At 59.2% G+C, this 20,284-nt stretch carries 17 protein-coding genes; 4 read left to right on the top strand and 13 right to left on the bottom strand.

Annotated features, from left to right (window positions below; translation table 11 throughout):
• The first annotated feature begins 67 nt into the window (after positions 1-67).
• Positions 68-961, top strand: a complete 894-nt coding sequence (locus tag ACYVIS_RS13700) for a LysR family transcriptional regulator (RefSeq protein ID WP_460874198.1) — start codon at positions 68-70, stop codon at positions 959-961.
• Here the strand turns inward: ACYVIS_RS13700 and ACYVIS_RS13695 are convergent.
• The 7 genes from ACYVIS_RS13695 to ACYVIS_RS13665 all read right to left on the bottom strand — a co-directional run bounded on the left by ACYVIS_RS13695 (position 939) and on the right by ACYVIS_RS13665 (position 9,674).
• Positions 939-1,541, bottom strand: coding sequence for a peroxidase-related enzyme (locus tag ACYVIS_RS13695; protein ID WP_232743749.1), 603 nt, complete (start codon positions 1,539-1,541; stop codon positions 939-941). The genes ACYVIS_RS13700 and ACYVIS_RS13695 overlap by 23 nt on opposite strands.
• 132 nt (positions 1,542-1,673) lie before the next feature.
• Positions 1,674-2,366, bottom strand: coding sequence for an aspartate/glutamate racemase family protein (locus ACYVIS_RS13690; protein ID WP_232743750.1), 693 nt, complete (start codon positions 2,364-2,366; stop codon positions 1,674-1,676).
• 121 nt (positions 2,367-2,487) lie between these two features.
• The gene (locus ACYVIS_RS13685; RefSeq protein ID WP_232743751.1) at positions 2,488-3,477 is read right to left on the bottom strand and encodes a Bug family tripartite tricarboxylate transporter substrate binding protein; all 990 of its coding nucleotides are present in this window, start codon (positions 3,475-3,477) and stop codon (positions 2,488-2,490) included.
• Positions 3,478-3,587: 110 nt separating this feature from the next.
• Positions 3,588-5,351: a hydantoinase B/oxoprolinase family protein gene (locus ACYVIS_RS13680; RefSeq protein ID WP_232743752.1), complete on the bottom strand. Its 1,764-nt coding sequence runs from the start codon at positions 5,349-5,351 to the stop codon at positions 3,588-3,590.
• Positions 5,348-7,471, bottom strand: coding sequence for a hydantoinase/oxoprolinase family protein (locus tag ACYVIS_RS13675; RefSeq protein ID WP_460874197.1), 2,124 nt, complete (start codon positions 7,469-7,471; stop codon positions 5,348-5,350). Before ACYVIS_RS13675 ends, ACYVIS_RS13680 begins: the two co-directional genes overlap by 4 nt.
• Before the next feature lie 85 nt (positions 7,472-7,556).
• The gene (locus tag ACYVIS_RS13670) at positions 7,557-8,813 is read right to left on the bottom strand and encodes an NAD(P)/FAD-dependent oxidoreductase (protein ID WP_232743754.1); all 1,257 of its coding nucleotides are present in this window, start codon (positions 8,811-8,813) and stop codon (positions 7,557-7,559) included.
• Between the two features lie 75 nt (positions 8,814-8,888).
• On the bottom strand, positions 8,889-9,674 hold the full coding sequence (locus ACYVIS_RS13665; RefSeq protein WP_460874196.1) for an IclR family transcriptional regulator: 786 nt from the start codon (positions 9,672-9,674) through the stop codon (positions 8,889-8,891).
• A gap of 240 nt (positions 9,675-9,914) precedes the next feature.
• On the opposite strand from ACYVIS_RS13665, the gene ACYVIS_RS13660 reads away from it, so the two are divergent.
• The 3 genes from ACYVIS_RS13660 (at position 9,915) to ACYVIS_RS13650 (ending at position 14,098) form a co-directional block, all read left to right on the top strand.
• Positions 9,915-10,883, top strand: coding sequence for a DMT family transporter (locus tag ACYVIS_RS13660; RefSeq protein ID WP_232743756.1), 969 nt, complete (start codon positions 9,915-9,917; stop codon positions 10,881-10,883).
• Positions 10,884-10,970: 87 nt separating this feature from the next.
• Positions 10,971-11,732: a class I SAM-dependent methyltransferase gene (locus ACYVIS_RS13655; RefSeq protein WP_460874195.1), complete on the top strand. Its 762-nt coding sequence runs from the start codon at positions 10,971-10,973 to the stop codon at positions 11,730-11,732.
• Between the two features lie 1,358 nt (positions 11,733-13,090).
• Entirely contained in the window at positions 13,091-14,098 is a 1,008-nt protein-coding gene (locus ACYVIS_RS13650) for an aldo/keto reductase (RefSeq protein WP_232743759.1), read from the top strand.
• Between the two features lie 20 nt (positions 14,099-14,118).
• Here ACYVIS_RS13650 and ACYVIS_RS13645 read toward each other — a convergent pair whose 3' ends face one another.
• Genes ACYVIS_RS13645 through ACYVIS_RS13620 form a run of 6 tightly spaced genes read right to left on the bottom strand, consistent with a single transcriptional unit; the run spans position 14,119 to position 20,156 of the window.
• Positions 14,119-15,180 (bottom strand): serine hydrolase domain-containing protein, encoded by a 1,062-nt coding sequence (locus tag ACYVIS_RS13645; protein ID WP_460874194.1) that lies wholly within the window; start codon positions 15,178-15,180, stop codon positions 14,119-14,121.
• Between the two features lie 35 nt (positions 15,181-15,215).
• Complete coding sequence (locus tag ACYVIS_RS13640; protein WP_232743761.1) at positions 15,216-16,451, bottom strand: CaiB/BaiF CoA transferase family protein; 1,236 nt, start codon at positions 16,449-16,451, stop codon at positions 15,216-15,218.
• A gap of 11 nt (positions 16,452-16,462) precedes the next feature.
• Complete coding sequence (locus tag ACYVIS_RS13635) at positions 16,463-17,242, bottom strand: enoyl-CoA hydratase/isomerase family protein (protein ID WP_232743762.1); 780 nt, start codon at positions 17,240-17,242, stop codon at positions 16,463-16,465.
• 21 nt (positions 17,243-17,263) lie between these two features.
• Positions 17,264-18,547: a TRAP transporter large permease gene (locus ACYVIS_RS13630; protein WP_232743763.1), complete on the bottom strand. Its 1,284-nt coding sequence runs from the start codon at positions 18,545-18,547 to the stop codon at positions 17,264-17,266.
• Positions 18,548-18,563: 16 nt separating this feature from the next.
• Positions 18,564-19,106, bottom strand: coding sequence for a TRAP transporter small permease (locus ACYVIS_RS13625; protein ID WP_232743764.1), 543 nt, complete (start codon positions 19,104-19,106; stop codon positions 18,564-18,566).
• A gap of 27 nt (positions 19,107-19,133) precedes the next feature.
• Complete coding sequence (locus ACYVIS_RS13620) at positions 19,134-20,156, bottom strand: TRAP transporter substrate-binding protein (protein WP_232743765.1); 1,023 nt, start codon at positions 20,154-20,156, stop codon at positions 19,134-19,136.
• Between the last annotated feature and the right edge of the window lie 128 nt (positions 20,157-20,284).

Here is a 20,284-nt window from a genome sequence, read left to right as displayed (position 1 = left end):
TTTTAAGCTACTATCAATCAATCATTAAATCAATTTAGTTTTCATATTTGAACTACAAGTTTTTCTTATGAGTACCATACGCTTCATGCGCACGTTCCTGGCTGTGGCCCGTCATGGATCCTTTTCCGACGCCGCGGAACATGTCGCCCTGACCCAGGCGGCGGTCAGTTTGCAGATGCGTGCTCTGGAAGAAGAGTTTGGCCGCCAGTTGTTCGATCGCAGCGGCAGGTTGGCTTCGCTCAACGCAGCGGGCCAGGAAATCCTGCCCGAAATCGAGCATCTGCTTGCGCTTTACGACCGTATGCGAGTGCCCAAGCCGCCGCCGGGGCAGTTCGTCGGGAATTTGACCATCGGCGCCATCGTCTCCTGCATGAGTATCCTGGCAAAAATCGTGTCGGAACTCAAGAGCGAGCATAAGGAGTTGGGAATACGCCTGGTCTCGGGCAAATCCAGCGAGCTGAGCCACAAAGTCCAGGCCGGCGAGATCGATGCGGCGTTCGTGGTGGGCGTCGGCAAGAAGTGGGCCGGCACCCGATGGAAAATGCTTTATCAGGAGCCTTTGCGGCTCATCACCCCGAGCTCTGTCGCGGGCGACGACCCCAGGGAAATCCTGAGAAGCCACCCTTTTCTGCGCTTTGACCGCACCCAGCATACCGGAGGTCAAATAGACCGGGTTTTGAAAAAAATGGGAGTCATTCCCGACGACTTTCTGGAGCTGAACGCCATCGAGCAGGTGCTGGATCTGGTCGGACACGGTGTCGGCGTTACGATCCTGCCCCTGCTTCACACCGTGAAGTGGAACAAAGCCCATAAGCTGCGGATCCTGCCCTTGCCCGAGGATCTGGGTTCAACTACCCGCGATATCGGCATGCTCGAACGCCGCGACCACCGTTTGCAGGACGCCACTGAAATGATTTTTGGGCGCTATTCGCGCAGCCTCACTTCTTTTCGGGAGCTATGAAAGGTTCGGGACGGTTCATGCCGTGATATTCGCGATTCGGCATCATGTCCGTACCAATGGCAACCCGGTTCGACAGGTTGAAAAAGCCCACTGTGTCGCACAGATCGAAGATGTCTTCGGAGCCAAGCCCCACCGCACGCAACTGATTCCGATCGTCGTCGACGACGAGGTGGGGAGTCGCAGTCAGTTTCCAGGCGAAATCCAGCATGGCGCGCTGGCGCGGATCCAGTTTCGCCACCCGATAATTCATGACCATCATTTCGCCGAGTTCCGGGTCGCCGGACAACTGGCGCACCGCCTGGCCATGAGCAACAAGGCAGTAGTAGCAGTGGTTCGCGCTCGACACCACGACCGCGACCATTTCGCGTTCAAGCTTGCTGAGCCCCGACGGCGCAAGCATGAGTTCGTTGTACATGGCCATGAAATTGCGCAGCTTATTGGGTCGCAGGCTGTAGGCCGAAAGTACATTGGGAACCAGGCCAAGCTTGTCCATGCACTTCTGGTACACGGCCTTGATATCATCGTCCAGGGTGGCGGCGTCAGGGACCCCCAAGGCTGAAATGTGTGCGGGTTGCGGCATGGGACGGGCTCCTTTTCGTGATTGGCCTGATACTTCCCGCCACTTTATCAGGGTTCGAGGCAAACGCGGCGCGGGCGCCGATAAGCGGCACCGCATCTACGCAAGCGGAATGCGGGCCAAGAGGAATATCCGCTACAGCAAGGCGTGAAGCGCCGCGGCTTCCGCATGGATGGCGGCGGTATCGAAAACGGGAACAGCCACATCGGCGGCTTTGATCAGCAGGCCAATCTCCGTGCACCCCAGAATAATGCCTTCGGCCCCCTGTCGGGTCAGGGTTTCGATGATCCGCAGATATTCTTTCCTGGACGAGTCGGAAATAATGCCCAGGCAAAGTTCTTCGTAGATGATCTTGTGCACGAGGTTTCTGTCTTCCGCATCGGGAACCAGAATCTTCAAGCCATGGTGCGATTCGATGTAGCCTTTATAAAACTCCTGCTCCATCGTGAATCGCGTACCCAGCAAGCCGACTTTTCCGAGCTTGCTGTTCTTGATTGCATGCGCCGTTGCGTCGGCGATGTGCAACACCGGCAAGCCCCCTGTTTCCTGTATTCGGGAAGCAACCTTGTGCATGGTATTGGTGCAGACGACCACGAAATCCGCTCCGGCCTTTTGCAGGGCTTGCGCGCATTTTCCGAGATAATCGCCAGCGGCCGCCCAGTCGCCCTCGTGCTGGAAGGTTTCGATTTCCTGGAAATCAACGCTATACAAAACGATTTTTGCCGAATGCAGATCGCCCAGCCGTTTCTTGATGACGGTGTTGATGATCGTGTAATAGGGAACAGTGGACTCCCAGCTCATTCCGCCCAGCAAGCCTATGGTTTTCATACTCAGTCCTTGGAAGCAGCGCTCATCGCAGCATCAGGACATTTTATAGGCCAATCAAGTGCGCCGCCGCCGAAGTGCCATGCACGGCCACGCATGGCACTTCGGCGCCGCGGCGGCCTCGCTAGGGAGTATTTTTGGCCGCTTTGACCGCACCCTTCCATTTTGCAAGCTCGTCGACCAGAAAGGCCTGCGCCTGCTCGGGCGTACCACCCACCGGCGTGGTGTTCGCCGCTGTCAGTTTTTGCCTGAGATCTGGCGCGTCCAGGGCGGCCTTGAGCACATGATTGATTTTTTCAACCACCGCACGCGGCGTTCCCTTGGGCGCAACAATTTCGTACCACAGCATCAATTTGAAATCCGGGTAGCCGGATTCGGCGAGGGTCGGGACTTTTGGCGTTATGGCCGAACGCTCCAGGGAAGTGATTGCCAAGGGCCGCAATTTACCGGTTTCGAAATAACTGCCAGCCCCCTGATAGCTGATGAATATGGCCTGGACCCGGCCCGCGAGAACGTCCAGCAATGCCGGATTTATTCCCTTGTAAGGCACATGTATCATTTTTATCCCGGCCGCGGCGCTGAACAGTTCCATAGCCAGGTGCACGGCGGAACCTTCGCCTGAAGAACCAAAGCTCACGCCACCCGGATTCGCCTTGGCCATCTTGACGAACTCCGCGACATTGTGCGCCGGCACTTTGCTGCCCACGGCCAGATACACGGGTTGTGTGGCGATCAAGGAAATCTGCGTGAAATCTTTCAGCGGATCATAACTGGGAGTTGGATTGACCGTGCTATTGATCGCGTAAACAAAGGCATCGCTGGTATTGAGCAGCAGCGTGTAGCCATCCGGCGCGGCCCGGCTCACATGCTCGCTGCCTATGCTGCCGCTCGCGCCGGGACGGTTTTCAACAATGACGGGTTGCCCGGTGCTCTTCGACATCTTGTCGGCAAGCAGCCGCCCCAGTGTATCGGTGAAGCCGCCTGCCGCCCAGGGTACAACAAGGCGGATGGGCCGGTCGGGATAACTGCCCGCCGACGGGCCGGCCGCGAGCGCCGTATTGGCCAAAGGGGTGCCAAACAACATAAGCAACAGCATATTGCGTAGGATCTTCATGTTATTTACCTTAAAAAGTTATTCGATTCAATCCCTGCCTCTCCTGCCTACAACTTGCACCGGCTGCACGCCATGGGCCGCCCGGGCCGCACTGGCGCCACCGCCGTGTTTCATCGCAATAGCTCAACGACATCAAGGTTTTTTGCATCAAACCGGATGCCGTAATCCCTTTCCGCGCAGGCCAGGGAAATAAAACCGCTGCGTACGTCTCGCCGCACGGCATCGACTTCGCGGCTGAACGGATCGCCATAACCTCCGCCGCCCGGGGTGTAGTGAGTGACCGTGTCGCCTTCCGCCAAAGACTCGATATCCCCAATGGCGTGTTGCAGTTGACGCTCGCCGGGCAGGCCTTCGTTGATGACCCAGCGACCGCCGTCTCCCGCATGGCCTCCCGCAACGCCTTGAGGCAGCGATACCGATTTCTGCGAGGTATGCTGCAATTCAGGATCGCCACCAAGAATTTTGTACGAAAGAATCTGGCCCACACCCCCGCGAAAACGCCCCGCCCCCCCCGAGTCGCAGCGCATTTCACGGCGCAGGTAAAGTACGGGCGATTCCATCTCGATGGCTTCGCTGGGCGGAATATGGCAATTGGTCACATGGCAGGCGACAACTTCGATGCCGTCGGCCCGAGCGGTGGCGCCGATTCCTCCAGGCACCACTTCACCGAAAACCGTGCGCGCCCCGCTTCCCGGCTGCGTGGCGATGGTGTAGTTGTAGAGGCAGCCGCAGGAATCCGCCATGACACGCTCGGGAATGGCCTGCGCCAAAGCGCCCATGACGAGATCGACAATGGTGTGGCAGACAATCATGCGTTGGTACACGGCCGCGGGCGCGCGCGCATTGACCAGCGTACCCGGCGGCGCAATCACATGGATGGGCCGCTTGCAACCTTCTGTGCTGGGAATCGAGGCGTCGGTCACGCATCGCATGGCATAGTAGACAGCAGCCAGGGTGGTCGCCAGCGGACTGTTGATGGGGCCTTTGACCTGGGCATCGGTGCCGCTGAAATCAAGCGTGACATCGCTGCCCTGTTTAATGATGGCCAGGCGCAGATAGTACGGCCCCCCTTTTGCCCCATCGTCCAGCAAAGGCTCCTGATGCCGATAAATGCCATCGGGAATCTCGGCCAAAACCTCTCGCGTGCGCCGCTCCGAGTAGTTGATCAACTCGGTGAAGCAGGCCTGCATCGTCTGCGCTCCATATTTCCGGAACAGCTCGAGCACATCATCGGCCGCCACCTTGACGCTGGCAATTTGCGAGATGACATCGTTTTCCAACATGTCCCGCGTGCGTGTATTGGTCAGGATGATATCCATGACCTTGGTATCAAGCTCCGTACCTTCGACTATTTTCAAGGGTGGAATGCGCAGCCCCTCCTGGTAGATCTCGGTGCCCCAGCCACGGGTACCCATGTTCATGCCGCCAATGTCAAAGTGATGCACCATCAACCCGGAAAAAGCAACCAGGCGACCCTCGAAAAACAAAGGATGGAACGCAAGGTAATCGTTCGTGTGGGTCGCCGCCAGCGATTCACCGCCGGCATAAGGATCGTTGGTAATGACCACATCGCCAGGCTTCCATGCCTCCAGCGGAAAATAGTGCTCCAGGATCGTCTTCAGGCAAATACCCACGGTATTCAGTTGAATGGGCGGCCCCGCCTCCTCGGCCAGGAGTTGCCCATGCGTGTCCAGAATCGATGCCGAACAATCCTCCATTTCCTTCACAATGAAGGAATTTGCGGAACGGATCATACGGCGCGTGATGCGCTGGGCAACGGCTTTCAGGCCATTGCGAACGATCTCCAGTGTGACGGGATCGACGCGCGGCGGCGCAATCCCGCGATCCGGCTGTAGTACGGAAGACGGCATCATACATACTCCTTGCCTGATAATTGGACATCTGCGATGGATGCGAGGGTGGGCTGCGCGTGAGTCAAATGGGCATTCATCATCGAATCAAAGCCCGCGCTCCAGCCTGGCGCGAGAAACAAGGTTCCGCCCGCATACTCGACAATGGCTGGACCGCCGACTTCCTGTCCGGCACTCAGATCGTCGAAACGATAGACAGGCGCCGCCAGGCGCTTATTCGCCTCGACCAACAGTTCGCGCCGGCCGACCGGGGCGGGGGGCGCATCCGAGAAGGCGTGATCGGGCCAACGAGCATGCGAGCTTGCACCTATTGCCGTCACACGCACATTCACGGTCTGGACTTCGCGGCCCGCCAGGTTGTAGCCATAGACCTGCCGGTGCTGGGCATTGAACCGCGCCACCAGCTCATCGAAGCCGTCGGCCAGCTCCGATCTGGACAAGGGCAATGTCAGTTCATAATTCTGGCCTTGATACCGCAGATCGACCGATAGCGTGCAACTGCGCGCATCAGGCTCGACACCGTCCTCGGCAAGGGCAGCTTGGGCTTCGATCAGCATTTCATCGAACATGGCTGCAAGCTGCGGCGCAATCGCCGGCCCAACCTTGAGAACGATGGTCCGCGCGTAGTCGTGGCGAACGTCGGCGCATAACAAGCCCATGGCCGACATATTGCCCGGAGCGGGAGGGATCAGGACTTTGCGTATCGATAAGGCCTCGGCCAACCGGACCGCATGCAGCGCTCCGGCCCCGCCGAATGCCACCAGGGTAAAGTCGCGAGGATCCAGGCCGCGATCAACCGTTACCAGACGAATCGCATTGGCCATATGCGCCTCGGCTATGGCAATAATGCCCAACGCCGCATCGTCCACCGGCATGCCAAGCGGCCTGGCGATTTTTTGCTCGATAGCATCGAAAGCGAGCCGAAATTGCAAACTCCGCGCTCCGCCCAGGAAATAGTCGGCATTGAGGCGGCCGGCGACCAGATTGGCATCTGTGACCGTGGGGCAATCGCCGCCCTGCCCATAACAGGCAGGGCCGGGAGCCGAACCGGCGCTGTGCGGGCCGACACGCAGCGCCGTTCCACCATCCACCCACGCAATCGAACCTCCACCGGCGCCGATGGTAACCATGTCGAGTGTCGGAACAAGCAATGGATGTGAACCTATGCGGCTGCGATTGGCCAGGACCGGCGCACCATTGGTGATCAAAGACACATCGGCGCTCGTCCCTCCCATGTCCAGCGTGATGAGGTTCTTGATGCCGCAGGCCGCAGCAAGAGCGGTGGCTCCGACTATGCCTCCCATTACACCGGAGTGGGTGATGGCGGTGGGAGCCTGCGATGCCATATCGAAGGTCGATATGCCACCGTTGCCGCGCATGATGAAAGGCACTGCGGGTACGCCGCTTTGTGCAAGCGCCTGTTTCAGCCCTTGCAAGTGCAAAGTAATGGGTTTCTTGATAAAGGAGCTGACGCAGGTGGTACTGGTACGTTCGAATTCACGGAACTCCCGCACCACGTCGGAAGACAAGGAAATGTCGATCTCCGGGCAAATTTCGGCAGCCAGTTCCGCAATGCGGCGTTCATGCAATGGATTGGCGTAAGCATGCAAAAGGCAAACCGCAATGCTGTCGACACGGGCCGAGGCAAGCGCGCGCAATGCCTCGCACACGCTTGCCTCGTCAAGCGGGGTAACGATGCGCCCCAGATGATCGATCCGCTCCAGTGCGCCGAAGCGCAACTGGCGCGGTACCAGCGGAGCCGCCGGCCGCCAATGAATGTCATAGACGTCTGGTTTGCGCGACGCTCGACCGATTTCGAGCACATCTCGAAAGCCTTCGGTGGTAATCAGGCCGACACCTGTTTCTTTCCCTTCCACAAACAGATTTGTGACGAATGTGCTGCCATAGACAAAGCAATCGATTGCCTGCATGGACACGCCCGCAATCTCGATGATTTTTGCCATCCCGGCGATAATGCCTATGCTTAAGTCCTCGCGTGTACTCGGCACCTTCAATGTCACCAGCTTGCCCTGGCCGGCCAGCACCAGATCAGTATGCGTGCCTCCGGTATCGACACCAATCGCTATTTGGCCCTGCTTCTCGGAATATGTGCTCTTTGCCATCTACGCTCGTCCTTCAAAACCCGCTTACTGGAAAAATACCGCCCGGTGCCGGAACAACGCCCAGCGCCGCGCACCAGGCCAATCGTCAAAACCGGCTTAAACGATATGGCGAAATATCAATCGCGGACCGTGCCCCGGAAAGCAACTGGCAGGTCAGTTCGGCCGTCATCGGCGCTCCAGTCAAACCGGTGTGCCCATGTCCGAATGCATAAATGACGTTGGGAGCAGTGCTCGCCCGATCGATGACCGGCAGGCTATCGGGCGTCGAAGGCCTGGAACCCATCCAGAACGTCGCTCCATCGGTATTCAAGCCGGGATACATGCGTTTCGCGTTTGCCAGCAAGGCCCTGGCGCGCTGCTCATCCATCGGAGCATTCGGTTTGGCAAACTCAACCGTACCGGCAATACGCACACCATGCTCCATGGGTGTCAGGCCGAACATCAGGTCCCGGTTGCTGATTTTTATGGCGGGGCGCACATGCGGATCGGGAAGCATGACGTGGTAGCCGCGCTCAGCCTCAAGCGGAATCGAATCGCCCAGCAATGCCGCCAATTCACGGGAACGCATACCCGCCGCGATGACGACCGCATCGGCCGCCAGCTTCACGCCGTCGTCGCAACAAACGAACTTCACCGCCTTCGCCTGACGCTCCAAACCAAGCACCTCCGCGCGCCTCAAGCGCCCACCGATCTGCTGAAACAAATCGACCAGAGTCTGGACCAGACGCAGCGGATTTACTGTGTGGCCGTTATCGGAAAAAAACAGACCTTTCGTAAAACCAGGGGCAAGCTGCGGATCCAGCTGCCGGATCTGGGCCGCGTCCAGTGCCTGGGTCTGGACACCGTGTTTCTCGCGCAGGGCGCGGGCGAGTGTTTCGGTGGGACCGGCGCGCTCGCTTTTCCAAACATAAATCTGCCCTGTCGTTTCAATCAGGCCCGCGGCTTCCGGGCCCAGGAGGCGGGCATAGGCGGTCAGGCTAGGGGCGTGCAACGCCCTCAGGGCCGTGGCGGCGGCCTCGACGCGATCGATGCTGCCGGCGCGAATCCAGCGCACCATCCATGGCAGCACCACAGGCAAGCGGCCCCAGCGGATTACAAGCGGGCCGGACGGATCTGCCAGCCACCGCGGGACTCTTTTCAGCATTCCGGGCAAGGAAGCGGGAACGCAGAAATCGGGGCTGATCGCGCCGCCGTTACCGTACGAACACTCCATTCCGGGCGGCCCTTTGTCGACCAAAGTGACCGAGAACCCCTGCCGCTGCAAAACCAGCGCAGTCGCTGCGCCAATAATGCCTGCACCGATGACAACGACTTCACGATTGGAAATGCCGGATGAATGCATGAACGGTTCTCATATGAAAAAACGTGCTGAAGGCCGGTATCCGGAATGATCTGAAACCGGAACCCTGACTGCGACTCATTGCTGTGCCGGGACGCCATCCGGCGTTGCGCCCCGATGCAGCAGCGCCTCGCTGATTTCCCGGGCCGACGCAACGACTGCTTGAATGATTTGTTCACGCGCAGGGTCGAAGCGCTGACTGGGAGCGATGACTGCCAGACCGGCAAGGACACGGTCGCCCGATAAAATCGGCGCCGCCACGCCCGATGCTCCGAGAACATTGCTGTCGGCAATCGTGACATACCCTTGTTTTCGCCCCAACTCGACGGCCTTCCTGATGGCTTGCCTATCGGTCGCGGTTCGAGGCGTAATGGCGGCAAGATCGTGCGTTTCCAGGTAGCGCTCGAATTCCGTGTCGCTCAAGCTGGAAAGAATTACCTGTCCAATCGAAGTGCAGTAGGCGGGGCGTAAAAACTCCAGACCAACGTCATAGCGCAAGGGGTTGTCGCTGACTTTTTTTGCGATGTACTGGATGCTCAGGTTTGATGTTGGAACACCTAGAAATGCCGACTCCCCCGTCGCAGCCACCAGGCGATTCATGACCGGCTGGCTGGCTCGCAGAAGCGTGGCGCTTGCGCCGCCAACCCAGCCCACGTCGCGATAGCATTCGGCCAGACGGTAGCCGTCGGCCGCGGCCTGAATATAGCCCCTGCCCTCCAAGGTCGACACCAACGCCGATGCGCTGCTTCTTGGAATTCCCAGCTGCCTGGCGATTTCATTGACACGTATGCCTTGCTGCAAGGTAGCCATGAGCTCCAACACGTCAAGAATGCGCGCCGCGGATTTGACCGAAACTGTTCTCATATGTGTACATAGTGCTTTAATATATACAAAATATAATAGACTTGCGAACGCCGGACAATTACTTTTTCGTAATATTCTGTAATTTCCTGGAAAGATCATGGCCGGCGGCAGGCAATGCGGAACACCTGCGACACATGCGAAGGCCTGTGTGTACTGAGTGTGCAAGGCAGCCGTGCAGGCAACGAGACTGGCGCCGTCGCTCTGGGATAAGATTCGCCTTTAGATATGATTGTTGCCCGCATGAGCTCGAACGATACGAACCGGAAAACAGGATCTGCCCCACCCTGGCTCAAGGCGGCGCCGGCAATCTTCCTGCTGCTGTGGTGCAGCGGCTTTGTATTCCTGAAGATCGGACTGGCGTATGCGGATCCGCTGACTTTTCTGGCGCTGCGCTATGCCCTGGTGCTGGCCGTGCTGGCACTGCCGGCCCTGATTCTGCGACCGGCCTGGCCACGATCGGCACGTGCCTGGGGCCACCTGGCCATGGTCGGCCTGCTGCTGCAGGCGTCCTACTTCTCGTTTACCTATCTTGCCTTCAAGCACGGCATTTCGGCCGGGGCGCTGGCGCTGGTCACCTCCATGCAGCCCCTGCTGATCGGCTTGCTGGCGCCCGCTTTCGCAAACGAAAAAATCAGCCTCCGGCGCTGGGCCGGCCTGACCCTGGGAGTGGCGGGCGCCGCTATCGTGATTGCAGGCAAATCCCAGTTGGACATTGCAACGCCCGCCGGCTTGTTTTACGCCTGCGCCGCCCTGTTGTCCATCACGGCCGGCACGCTATGGGAAAGAAAATTCGGCACCGAAACGCATCCGATTCCGGCGAACCTGATCCAGTACGCGGTAGGTCTTGCCGTCACGCTGCCTCTGGCCATGGCGCTCGAACCCATGCGGGTCGCCTGGACGACACCCCTGCTTTTGTCCCTGGCCTACCTGGTACTGGCCAACTCGCTGATCGCCATTACCCTGCTGCTGACCATGTACCGCCATGGCGAAGCATCGAGGGTATCGGCCCTGTTCTTTCTGGTGCCTCCGGTGACCGCGCTCATTGCGTTCGTCATACTGGGGGAGACCATACCAGTGCTGGCCTGGCTCGGAATGCTTCTGGCCGTTGCCGGAATATTCCTGGTTACGCATAGCGCCAAAGCCGTTCCAGCCACAAGTCAAAGCCTGGAAACCGATGCAATAAATGAACCAGGCAGTACAAGGGTATAAGAATACATACCAGTATAAATTATGGACTTGTGCCAGTATTAAAGGCTCCATAAACTGGGCATCTTATCCCCACAAATGAGGAAAATCATGGATCAGCACGGCTTGGTTACCCAACAATTCGGCAGCACGGCAAAAAACTACCTGACCAGCGCGGTGCATGCCCAAGGCGCCGATCTGCAGCGCCTCTCCGATCTGGCCAGGCAATTGCAGCCCAAGCGGATCCTGGACCTCGGCTGCGGCGGCGGCCACGCAAGCTATGCGCTGGCGGCCGCCGCAGCGTCCGAAGTCGTGGCCTACGACTTGTCCGATGAAATGCTGGCGGTCGTGGAAGAGGAAGCCAAACAGCGCGGCCTCGGCAACCTGGCCACCAGGCAGGGTTCGGCAGAAGCCTTGCCCTTCGACGATTCGAGCTTCGAATTGATTGCCAGCCGCTATTCGGCGCACCACTGGATGCGGATCAATGAATCGATCGCCGAAGCGGCGCGCGTGCTGGCGCCCGGCGGTACGCTGATCATCATTGATGTCGCGGCACCTGAAACGCCGCTCTACGATACCGTACTGCAGACGGTCGAGTTGCTGCGGGACTCTTCGCATGTACGCGATTACCGACTCTCCGAATGGCGCGCCATGTTGGGTGCCGCGGGCCTTTCGGTCATGAACAGCGACAGCTGGAAATTGCCGTTGGCGTTCGACAGTTGGATCAAGCGTATTGGCACGCCGCCGGATCGCGTGGCCGCCTTGAATGCCACGATGAAAGCCCTGCCCAGGGAAGCCTGCGAATATTTTGCAATCCAGGCCGATCACTCGTTCAGCATCGACACTGTCTGGATAGAAGCCCGGCGCGACTGAAGCGCTTCCAGCGGAACTGGACCGCACGTCTCACCGACCGAGGGATCGGCAGTCCAGGCCAAAAAAAGCGGCCCGCTCGGGCCGCTTTTAACAGAATGGATAATCAACGGCGCCAATGGCGACCGCCACGCCAGCCGTGATGATAGCCCCCGCTCCAACCGAAACCGAAAAACACTGGCGGCCCGACGTAGACAGGCGCCGGCGCCACATACGCGGGAGCGTCGTAGCCATCGTAGTAGGTGTATCCCGGGGAGGCCGGATAGACTGCGCACCCCCCAAGAGCCGACATGATACAGAGCGAAAAGATAAGGCGTTTCGCCGCGCCGGTCGTAATTTTCCTCATGTAGCTTCGACCCCTGATAGTTCAAGCGGTTCAGAAGTCTTATCGAATGTTACAACTGCATTTCCCTGTTGCAGAAAGGCAATCGATGGGTTTGAAGTGGGTCGACTTGCGATTAGAGTATTTTTGGTTCGAGTTGTTTGTGGCATTCTGTTTATGGCATTCGATGGTTTGGTATTTAAAGACGCCGTCTATCGGGACTTGGGGTCAGGCCCGGCACGGCGTGCTTCATCCGAATTTAGCTCGGCAAGGCGGGCGTCGGGCGAACTCACTGCGCCTCGCAAACTGCGCGAGGCTCCGTTCAGACAGCGCCCGACGACTACCCCCGCCTTACCGAGCTAAATCCGGCGCACGCCTTACGCCGGTCCTGACCCCAAGTCCCGATAGACGGCTCGCGTAATGGCATGCCTGGAATGAGCGTGCCCGCACCCATGCCTCTATCACGTGACCACTACACCACGATATGCCAAACCCTGGATTTACTAAGCGCCCGACGCCTCGACGTATACCTCGATGCATGACTTCAACGTTTCTCTCGCTGCATTGCCTCAACGCAAGCCGCAGGGTGGGCGGTGCTGTGTAGTCCGGCGGTAGTCCAGCGCCGGGTGCTGACGAAGGGAAGGCGGGGGCTTTCGGCGGGCCCTGTCTGAGCAGTGCCTCGCGCGCGAGGCACTGCGAGTTGGCCCGACGCCCGCCTGGACGAGGCAGACCCGGGCAGTCGGGGTGCGTAGCACCACGACCGCTGGACGTGCCGGACTGCACAGCACCGCCCACCCTGCGGCGTCTTTATAGAACCACCAACCGCGCTACAGACAACACAGCCCAAAGACACCGCATAAGCCTAAAACAACTCAAAACGAAAGTCATTGAGACATGTTCAGTGTGTAAACACCTGAACCAAAAATACTCAAGCCGCATGCCCGGTTTTTCCCGGACCACGCAATGGATGTGCTATTTTTATTCTTTTATCGCCCGACCCGCACTCCGCGGCGCGGCCGGCAAACCAGACAGGAAAATCATGCAATATCGACGTCTTGGCAAAAGCAATCTGAAAGTTTCGCCCCTGTGCCTGGGGTCCATGATGTTCGGCGATCAAACCGAATTGGACGAAGCGCAGCGCATAGTCGCCTCGGCGCACGAACAGGGAATCAACTTCATCGATACCGCCGACGTCTACAGCAAGGGCGGCTCGGAAAAAATGGTCGGCAAACTGCTGAAAGCCAATCGCCACGACTGGGTACTGGCAACCAAACTGGGCAATGCCATGAGCGCAAAGCCGAATCAATCGCACTACTCGCGCAACTGGATGATGCTTGAAGTGGAAAACAGCCTGCAACGCCTGGCTACCGACTACGTAGATATTCTGTATCTACATCGTGACTTCCATGAAGAAAACCTGGAAGAAGTCGTGCGCACTCTGGGCGACTTGATCCGCGCCGGAAAAATCCGTGCTTTCGGGGTATCAAATTTCCGCGGCTGGCGCATTGCCGAGATGATTCGCCTATGCGAAAAAACCGGCGTGCCCCAGCCTGTGGTGTGCCAGCCCTATTACAACCTGCTCAATCGCGGACCCGAGGTGGAAATTCTGCCCGCATGCGCCCATTACGGCCTGGGCGTGGCGTCGTACAGCCCTATTGCCCGAGGCGTGCTGACGGGCAAATACCTGCCGGGCCAGGCCCCTGCCGACAATACCCGCGCGGCCCGCGGCGACAAGCGCATTCTGGAAACCGAGTTTCGCGAAGAATCCCTGGTCATAGCGCAAACCCTTTTGCGACACTGCGAAGCGCGAGGAATAAAGCTTGGGCACTTCGCCACGGCCTGGGTCCTGGCCAATGCCAACATCAGTTCCGTGATTGCCGGCCCTCGCACGCTGGCGCAAATGGAAGATTATTATCCGGCCATGGATATCCGGATCAGTGCCGAAGAAGAAGCCCTGGTAAACAGCCTGGTTACCCCGGGACATGCCTCGTCGCCGGGCTACAACGACCCCGGCTACCCATTTTATGGACGTATCGCGGCGGAATAAAGCGTAAGCCGGCGGCCGGGCTACGGCCTGGCGCCGGCATCGACCGCCCGCAGCACCCGGCCGAAAAACCCGTCGGCATGGTCGGGATCAAGCCAGCGCACCACCAGCACCATGCGACGCTCGGGCTCAATCCACATGAACGAACTCCCCGCGCCGATGGCGAAATAGCTTGACGCGGGCAGGCTGGGAAACACGCGCCGCTCATGGTTCAGCCACACCAGATAGCCATAGTAAGGAGCAATGGCGCACGGCACGCGCATGCGCCGCATCCATTCGGAAGAGATGATCCGCCGGCCGTTCGCCTGGCCATCGTCCAGGAACAACTGGCCGATAAGCGCCTGGTCCACGCTGCCTATCGACATGCCGCCGCCCCAATGAGTGCCCCCGGGGACCGACTGCACGCGTTGCCCCGCCACATCCACCCAGGCATTGTCGTAGCCCACCCAGCTCCATTCGTCGCTGGCGCCGATCGGGTGCATGATCGCCTCGCCGAACACTTCGGGAAGAGGCCTTCCGAACAGGTGCAGCAGGGCCAGGGAAAGCTGGTTGATGCGCACGTCGTTGTATTCCCAATATGTGCCGGGGGCGTGCAAAGGCCGCAGATCGCCTTTTTTACCTGCCGGCGCAGCGCCGAATTTTACGGCGCGATAGTGATCGGCTTGATCGGGAACCCCAAAGCACACTCCCTGCCACTCGCTGGTCTGCTGCAGCAGGTGCGCCCAGGTCACACCGGCATTGCGGCCTTCATCAAAACCAATACCCGGAACGCGAACATGGACAGGCTCGTCGACATCCGGCAGCAAACCCCGATCGTGCGCGACACCGGCCAGCAGTCCCAGATAAGTTTTGGCGATACTGAATGTCAGGTCGGCCCGTTTGGGCTCGCCCCATGAAACCAAAGGCTGTCCATCCAGAACTATGGTGCCGGACACCGGCCCGCGCGAATGCACCGGGCCGAGCAGACGATTCCAGGGAGGAGGATCCTGCAAGTGAACACCCCAGTTGCCATCGACATTCCGATCCCAACGGGTCTCGTGATCAATGGCAAATTGAACCGCCTGCTGAAGCTCGTTGTGTTGCATGTAAAGTTCTCTCGATGTCGATAATATTCAATTCGTCAACCGGCCGGCGACTCGGCACGCCCCGCCTCGACAACGCCATCGGCAATAAAGCCGTCGATTTGGGCATCGGTGTAATCGTACTCCCGAAGCACCTCGCGGGTATGCTCCCCCAGCATGGGCGCGGGCCGCGTAATTTGCGTCGGCGTCTCGGAGAAATGAATGGGACAGCCCAGCGCCCGGGTCCGTCCGGCCTGCGGGTGCTCCAGGTCGACCACCATGCCGCGCGCCAGCGTCTGTGGATGCGACAGGGCCTGCCCTATTGTGTGCACCGGCCCGGCGGGAACTCCGGCGCGATCAAATGCCGCCAGCCAGTAGGCCTGGTTGCGTTTCACCAGCACCGCATCCATGGCTCCGGTCAGGGATTCCAGATTTTCCATGCGTGCACTGTTGCTGGCATAACGTGGATCATCGCGCCACTCGGGATGCCCGAGCACGTCCGCAATGCGTTCCCAGTTGGCCTGATTCGCACCCCCGATATTGATCCAGCCGTCACTGGTCCGGAAAGCCTGGTACGGGGCGGCCAGCAAATGGGCCGACCCGGTCGGCCCCGGCGACTCGCCCGTCGCGAAGTAGGTGGCCGCGTGCCAATACGTTTGTTGCAACGCCGCTTCCAGCAGCGACGTATCAACGACCTGGCCCCTGCCCGTCTTGAGCTTGTGCGCGTATGCCGCGGTAATTCCGGCAACCGCCAGAATCCCCGCATTGATGTCGGCGATGGAATTGCCCGTCTTGACGGGCGCCCCGCCGGGTTCACCGGTGATCGACATCAATCCGGAAAAGCCCTGTGCAATCAAGTCAAAGCCCGCCTTGTCGCCATAAGGGCCGTCTCGACCGTAGCCGGATACGGCGCAGTAGATCAGGCCGGGGTTGATGGACGACAGAACCTCGTAGCCGAGACCCAGCTTTTCCAGCGTACCGCGACGGTAGTTTTCAGTCAGTACATCGGCATCGGCCACCATGCGCAGCAAAATCTCGCGGCCCTGCGCGTGCTTCAGGTTCAGCGCAATACCCCGCTTGTTCCGGTTCAATATCATGAACGGCGCCGACACACCATTGACGCGTGGCTCCCGATAGCCGCGCGAGTCGTCGCCACCCGGCAATTTCTCGACCTTGACCACGTCGGCCCCCATATCGGCCAGCATCATCCCGCATGTGGGTCCGGCCATGATCTGCGCCAGCTCAAGCACGCGCATGCCGGCCAGGGGGCCGGGCCGGACGGTATCAGGCTTCATTTCAATATCCTTCATTTGCCATGAAATTCAGGCTTTTGCTTGGCCAGGAACGCGGCGTAGCCAATACGGAAATCGTCGGTATCGAAGCAGTCGAAACATTCGTCGTATTCGACAGCGGAAATGGGTTGCGGGTCTGCCAGCCTGCGGGCAAATTTTTTATGCCAGCGCGCGGCCAATGGAGCACCGTCGGCAATGCGCCGGGCGCTGGACAGTGCCTCGGCGGCCACCGCCGCGTCTGGCACCACACGTGTGACCAGTCCTTTGGCCTTGGCTTCGGCCGCATCGAAGACCCGGCCCTCCAGCAAAATTTCGAGTGCGATATCGGCTCCCACCAAACGCACCAGGGGCGCCATTTCCTGATAAGCCATGACCAGGCCCAGGTTCTTGATGGGCGCGCCGAATCGGCTCGATTCGCCGCAAATGCGAATATCGCACAACGCGGCGATCTCCAACCCTCCGCCTACGCAAATGCCATGGATCTGCGCCACCAGGGGATGCCTGCAATGGGCCAGTGCCGCGGCCGTCGCGTGCATGACGCGGCCGTACTCGATTGCCTGCAACTTGTTGGCCCGCTCGGTCTGGAACTCGGCGATGTCATTGCCCGGCGAGAACGATTTTTCGCCGGCTCCACGCAATACGATGCAACGCAGCGTATCGTCGGCCGACAAGGCATTGATCGTATCGCCCAATTCCTGCCACATGGGCCGGGTCATCGCATTGAGTTTCTCGGGGCGATTGAGCACAACGGTGGAAATCGTGTCGTTGCGCTCGACTTGAATCAGATCAGACATGAAAATATCCCGCGTGCATGGTTATCGATAAAACAAGTCCACCAGGCCCAGGCCGGTGATCGGTACGTAAGTCACGACAAGCAGCACCGCAAGCAGCACCCCGATGTACCAGATATTGACCCGTGTCACTTCCCATACCGACGACTTGGCGATAGAGCTCGCCACCATCAATACGCTGGCCACCGGAGGCGTTTGCTGGCCTATGCCAAGATTGATCGTAACAATCAGTCCAAAGTGGATGGGGTCGATTCCCACCATATGAACCAGCGGCATGACCACCGGAATGACCAGAATGATGGCGGCGGCCGAATGCAGAAACATGCCCAGAAACAGAAACAGCACATTAAGCAAAGCGAGCACTACCCATTTGTTCGATGTGAATTCGGCAACCGCGTGCGCCAGCGCCTGCGGCGCCTGGACCTCCGACAGATAGCTTCCCAAAAGCGCGCTGGTGGCGACCAGCAGCATCACGATGGCGGTCTGTATGCCTCCTTCCAGTATGGCCTGGCGCAGATGTTTGAGATTGAGTTCGCGGTAAACGACCAGCCCGACGAACAAGGCCGCGACGACGGCCAGGGCGGCGCCCTCGGTGGCCGTGACGACGCCGCCGAATATGCCGCCAAGAATAATGATGGGCAGCACAAATGCCCATAGAGCCTCGCGGGCCGTCTTGCGTACGCGCCTCATCGAAAACGCCTCTTCGCGCGGCAGTTTGTAGCGATGCGCCAGAAACGAGGCCACCCCCATCAAGCCCAAGCCGCCCAGGACACCGGGCACGATACCCGCCACGAACATCTGCACCACCGAAGTCTCGGCCATGACCGCATACAGAATCATCGGGATCGATGGGGGAATAATGATGGCCAGCGTGGACGCCGAAGACATCGTGGCCGCCGCCATGGGGGCGGGATAGCCTTTGGCTTTCATACCCGGAATCAGGATCGACCCCAGTGCCGCCACATCGGCCACGGCCGAACCGGAGATCTCGGCGAAAAACAGCGATGAGCCGATGGACACGTGCGCCAGCCCGCCGCGTATCCAGCCGAACAGAGCCGATGCGAACGCAATCAGACGCCGTGAAATCCCCGAAGCGTTCATGATCGCGCCCGCGAGAATGAACAGGGGAATCGCCAGCAGAGGAAAGTTGGTGGCGCCATTGAAGGTAACCAGCGCCACATTGGGCAAGGCATCGAGGCCGTGACTCCAGACCATCGCCAGGACTGCGACTATGCCCAGCGACACCGCGATCGGCACATTGATCACCACCAGCAACAGAACCGCGCCGAACAACAGCAGCATGATCATGATAGTCCTTTGAGATTCATTGCAGGCCGTCGGCCAAAGCCTCGGAATCGTGTCCAGGCTCGGTCCGCCTGACCAGATCCACCAGATGCATGATTTCGGCGACGACAATCAACGCGGCGCTGATCGGGATGGCCGACTGCACGAGATTGACCGGGACCGCGGGCAGGCTCACCAGCGACTCCCCCGACAGCACCGGCATGATCGACAGGCCCACCCAGCCGAACAAGGCGAAAAAAGCGATCACCAGCAATTGCGCCACAATATTGACCTGCCGCTTCAGCCCCGGCGACAGTTGATCGACCAGTTCCGGGCAACCGATATGCGCGCGCCGCACCGACGCCAGCGCCGAGCCGTAGAACGTCAGCCAGGCCAGCAGCAGCGATGCCGTTTCGTCGTACCAGACCAGGGACTCCCCCAAGGTTCGGAACACCACGCCCACGGTGACTTCCACGGCCAGGATGATCATCAGGGCGCTCACCACCCATTCAAGCACACGGCCATAGCCATCGCGAAAGCGATGCATCGAATTGCCGGCCGCGCGTTGTGAAGAATCATGCATATCGGTTTCCCCTGCCTGTTGACCCAACTATTTGCCCAGCGCGACGGCCTGGTCGATCAGTTCCTTGGCGCCCGGAACCTCTTTGCCGAATTCCGCATAAATAGGCTTGCTGGCGGCGATAAAAGCATTTTTATCGACCTCGTTGACCTTCATACCGTCATCTTTCAATTTCTTGAGCAGGTCCGTGTCCTGCCTGGCGGCGGTTTCATAGACATACGCCTGGGTTTCCCGAGCGGAATCTTCCAGTATTTTCCGTACATCGGCCGGCAGCTTCTCGTAGCGCTTCAGGCCTACGGTCAGGTACGCGGGGGTATACACGTGGCCGGACAGGGAAAGGTACTTCTGCACCTCCTGGAGTTTGGCCGAGTAGATTTGCGTCAGGGGGTTTTCTTCTCCATCCATGACTCCCGTCTGCAGCGCGCTGAACAGTTCGGAAAAACTCATGGGGCTGGGGTTGGCCCCGTATTCCTGGAACATTTTCACTCGCCATTTGCCTTTGGGCACCCGCAGCTTGATGCCCTTCAGGTCGGCGGGAGTGACGATGGGATGCTTGTTGTTGGTGATATGACGATAGCCGTTTTCCCAAACGGCCAGGATTTTCAGGCCTTTCTTTTCGGCGGCAGGCTCAAGCTTCGACCAGAAAATCGCCTTTTCGATGCGTTTCATGTGCTCGCGATCCTTGACGATATAAGGCATCTCGAAAATGCCGAACAGATCGACCTCGGATGACATCACCGTCGACGGCAGGGCCATGTCGAGCGTGCCGAGCTTGAGTTTCTGCAGCATTTCCTTGTCGCCGCCCAACTGGCTGGAGCCGAACACAACGACTTTGTATTTACCACCCAGCTTGGCATTGGCGCGTTTTGCAAACTCGTCGGCACTCAGTTGAAACAAGGAACCCGGGTTGCCGACATGGCCCAGCTTGAGTTCGATTTGCGCCTGCGCGGTGCCCGGACTCGCCAGCATGGACATGGCGCCCATTGCCGCTACAACCGCAAAGGCCCGGAAACGGGCGGCGATGCGCACAGCGCGAAAATTGAATGACCTCATGATATGTCTCCTTTGCAAGGGTATTTCGATTGTGGTCCTTCTACTTCTCATCGCCCGCGCATCGCAGGCTGTTTACGGCCCTTATGCCCAACGCGCGCCCGGACCGTGGGCACCCGGGCCTTTGTACT

It is taken from the genome of Paralcaligenes ginsengisoli (assembly GCF_054781135.1).
This window is presented reverse-complemented; position numbering and strand designations above follow the sequence as displayed.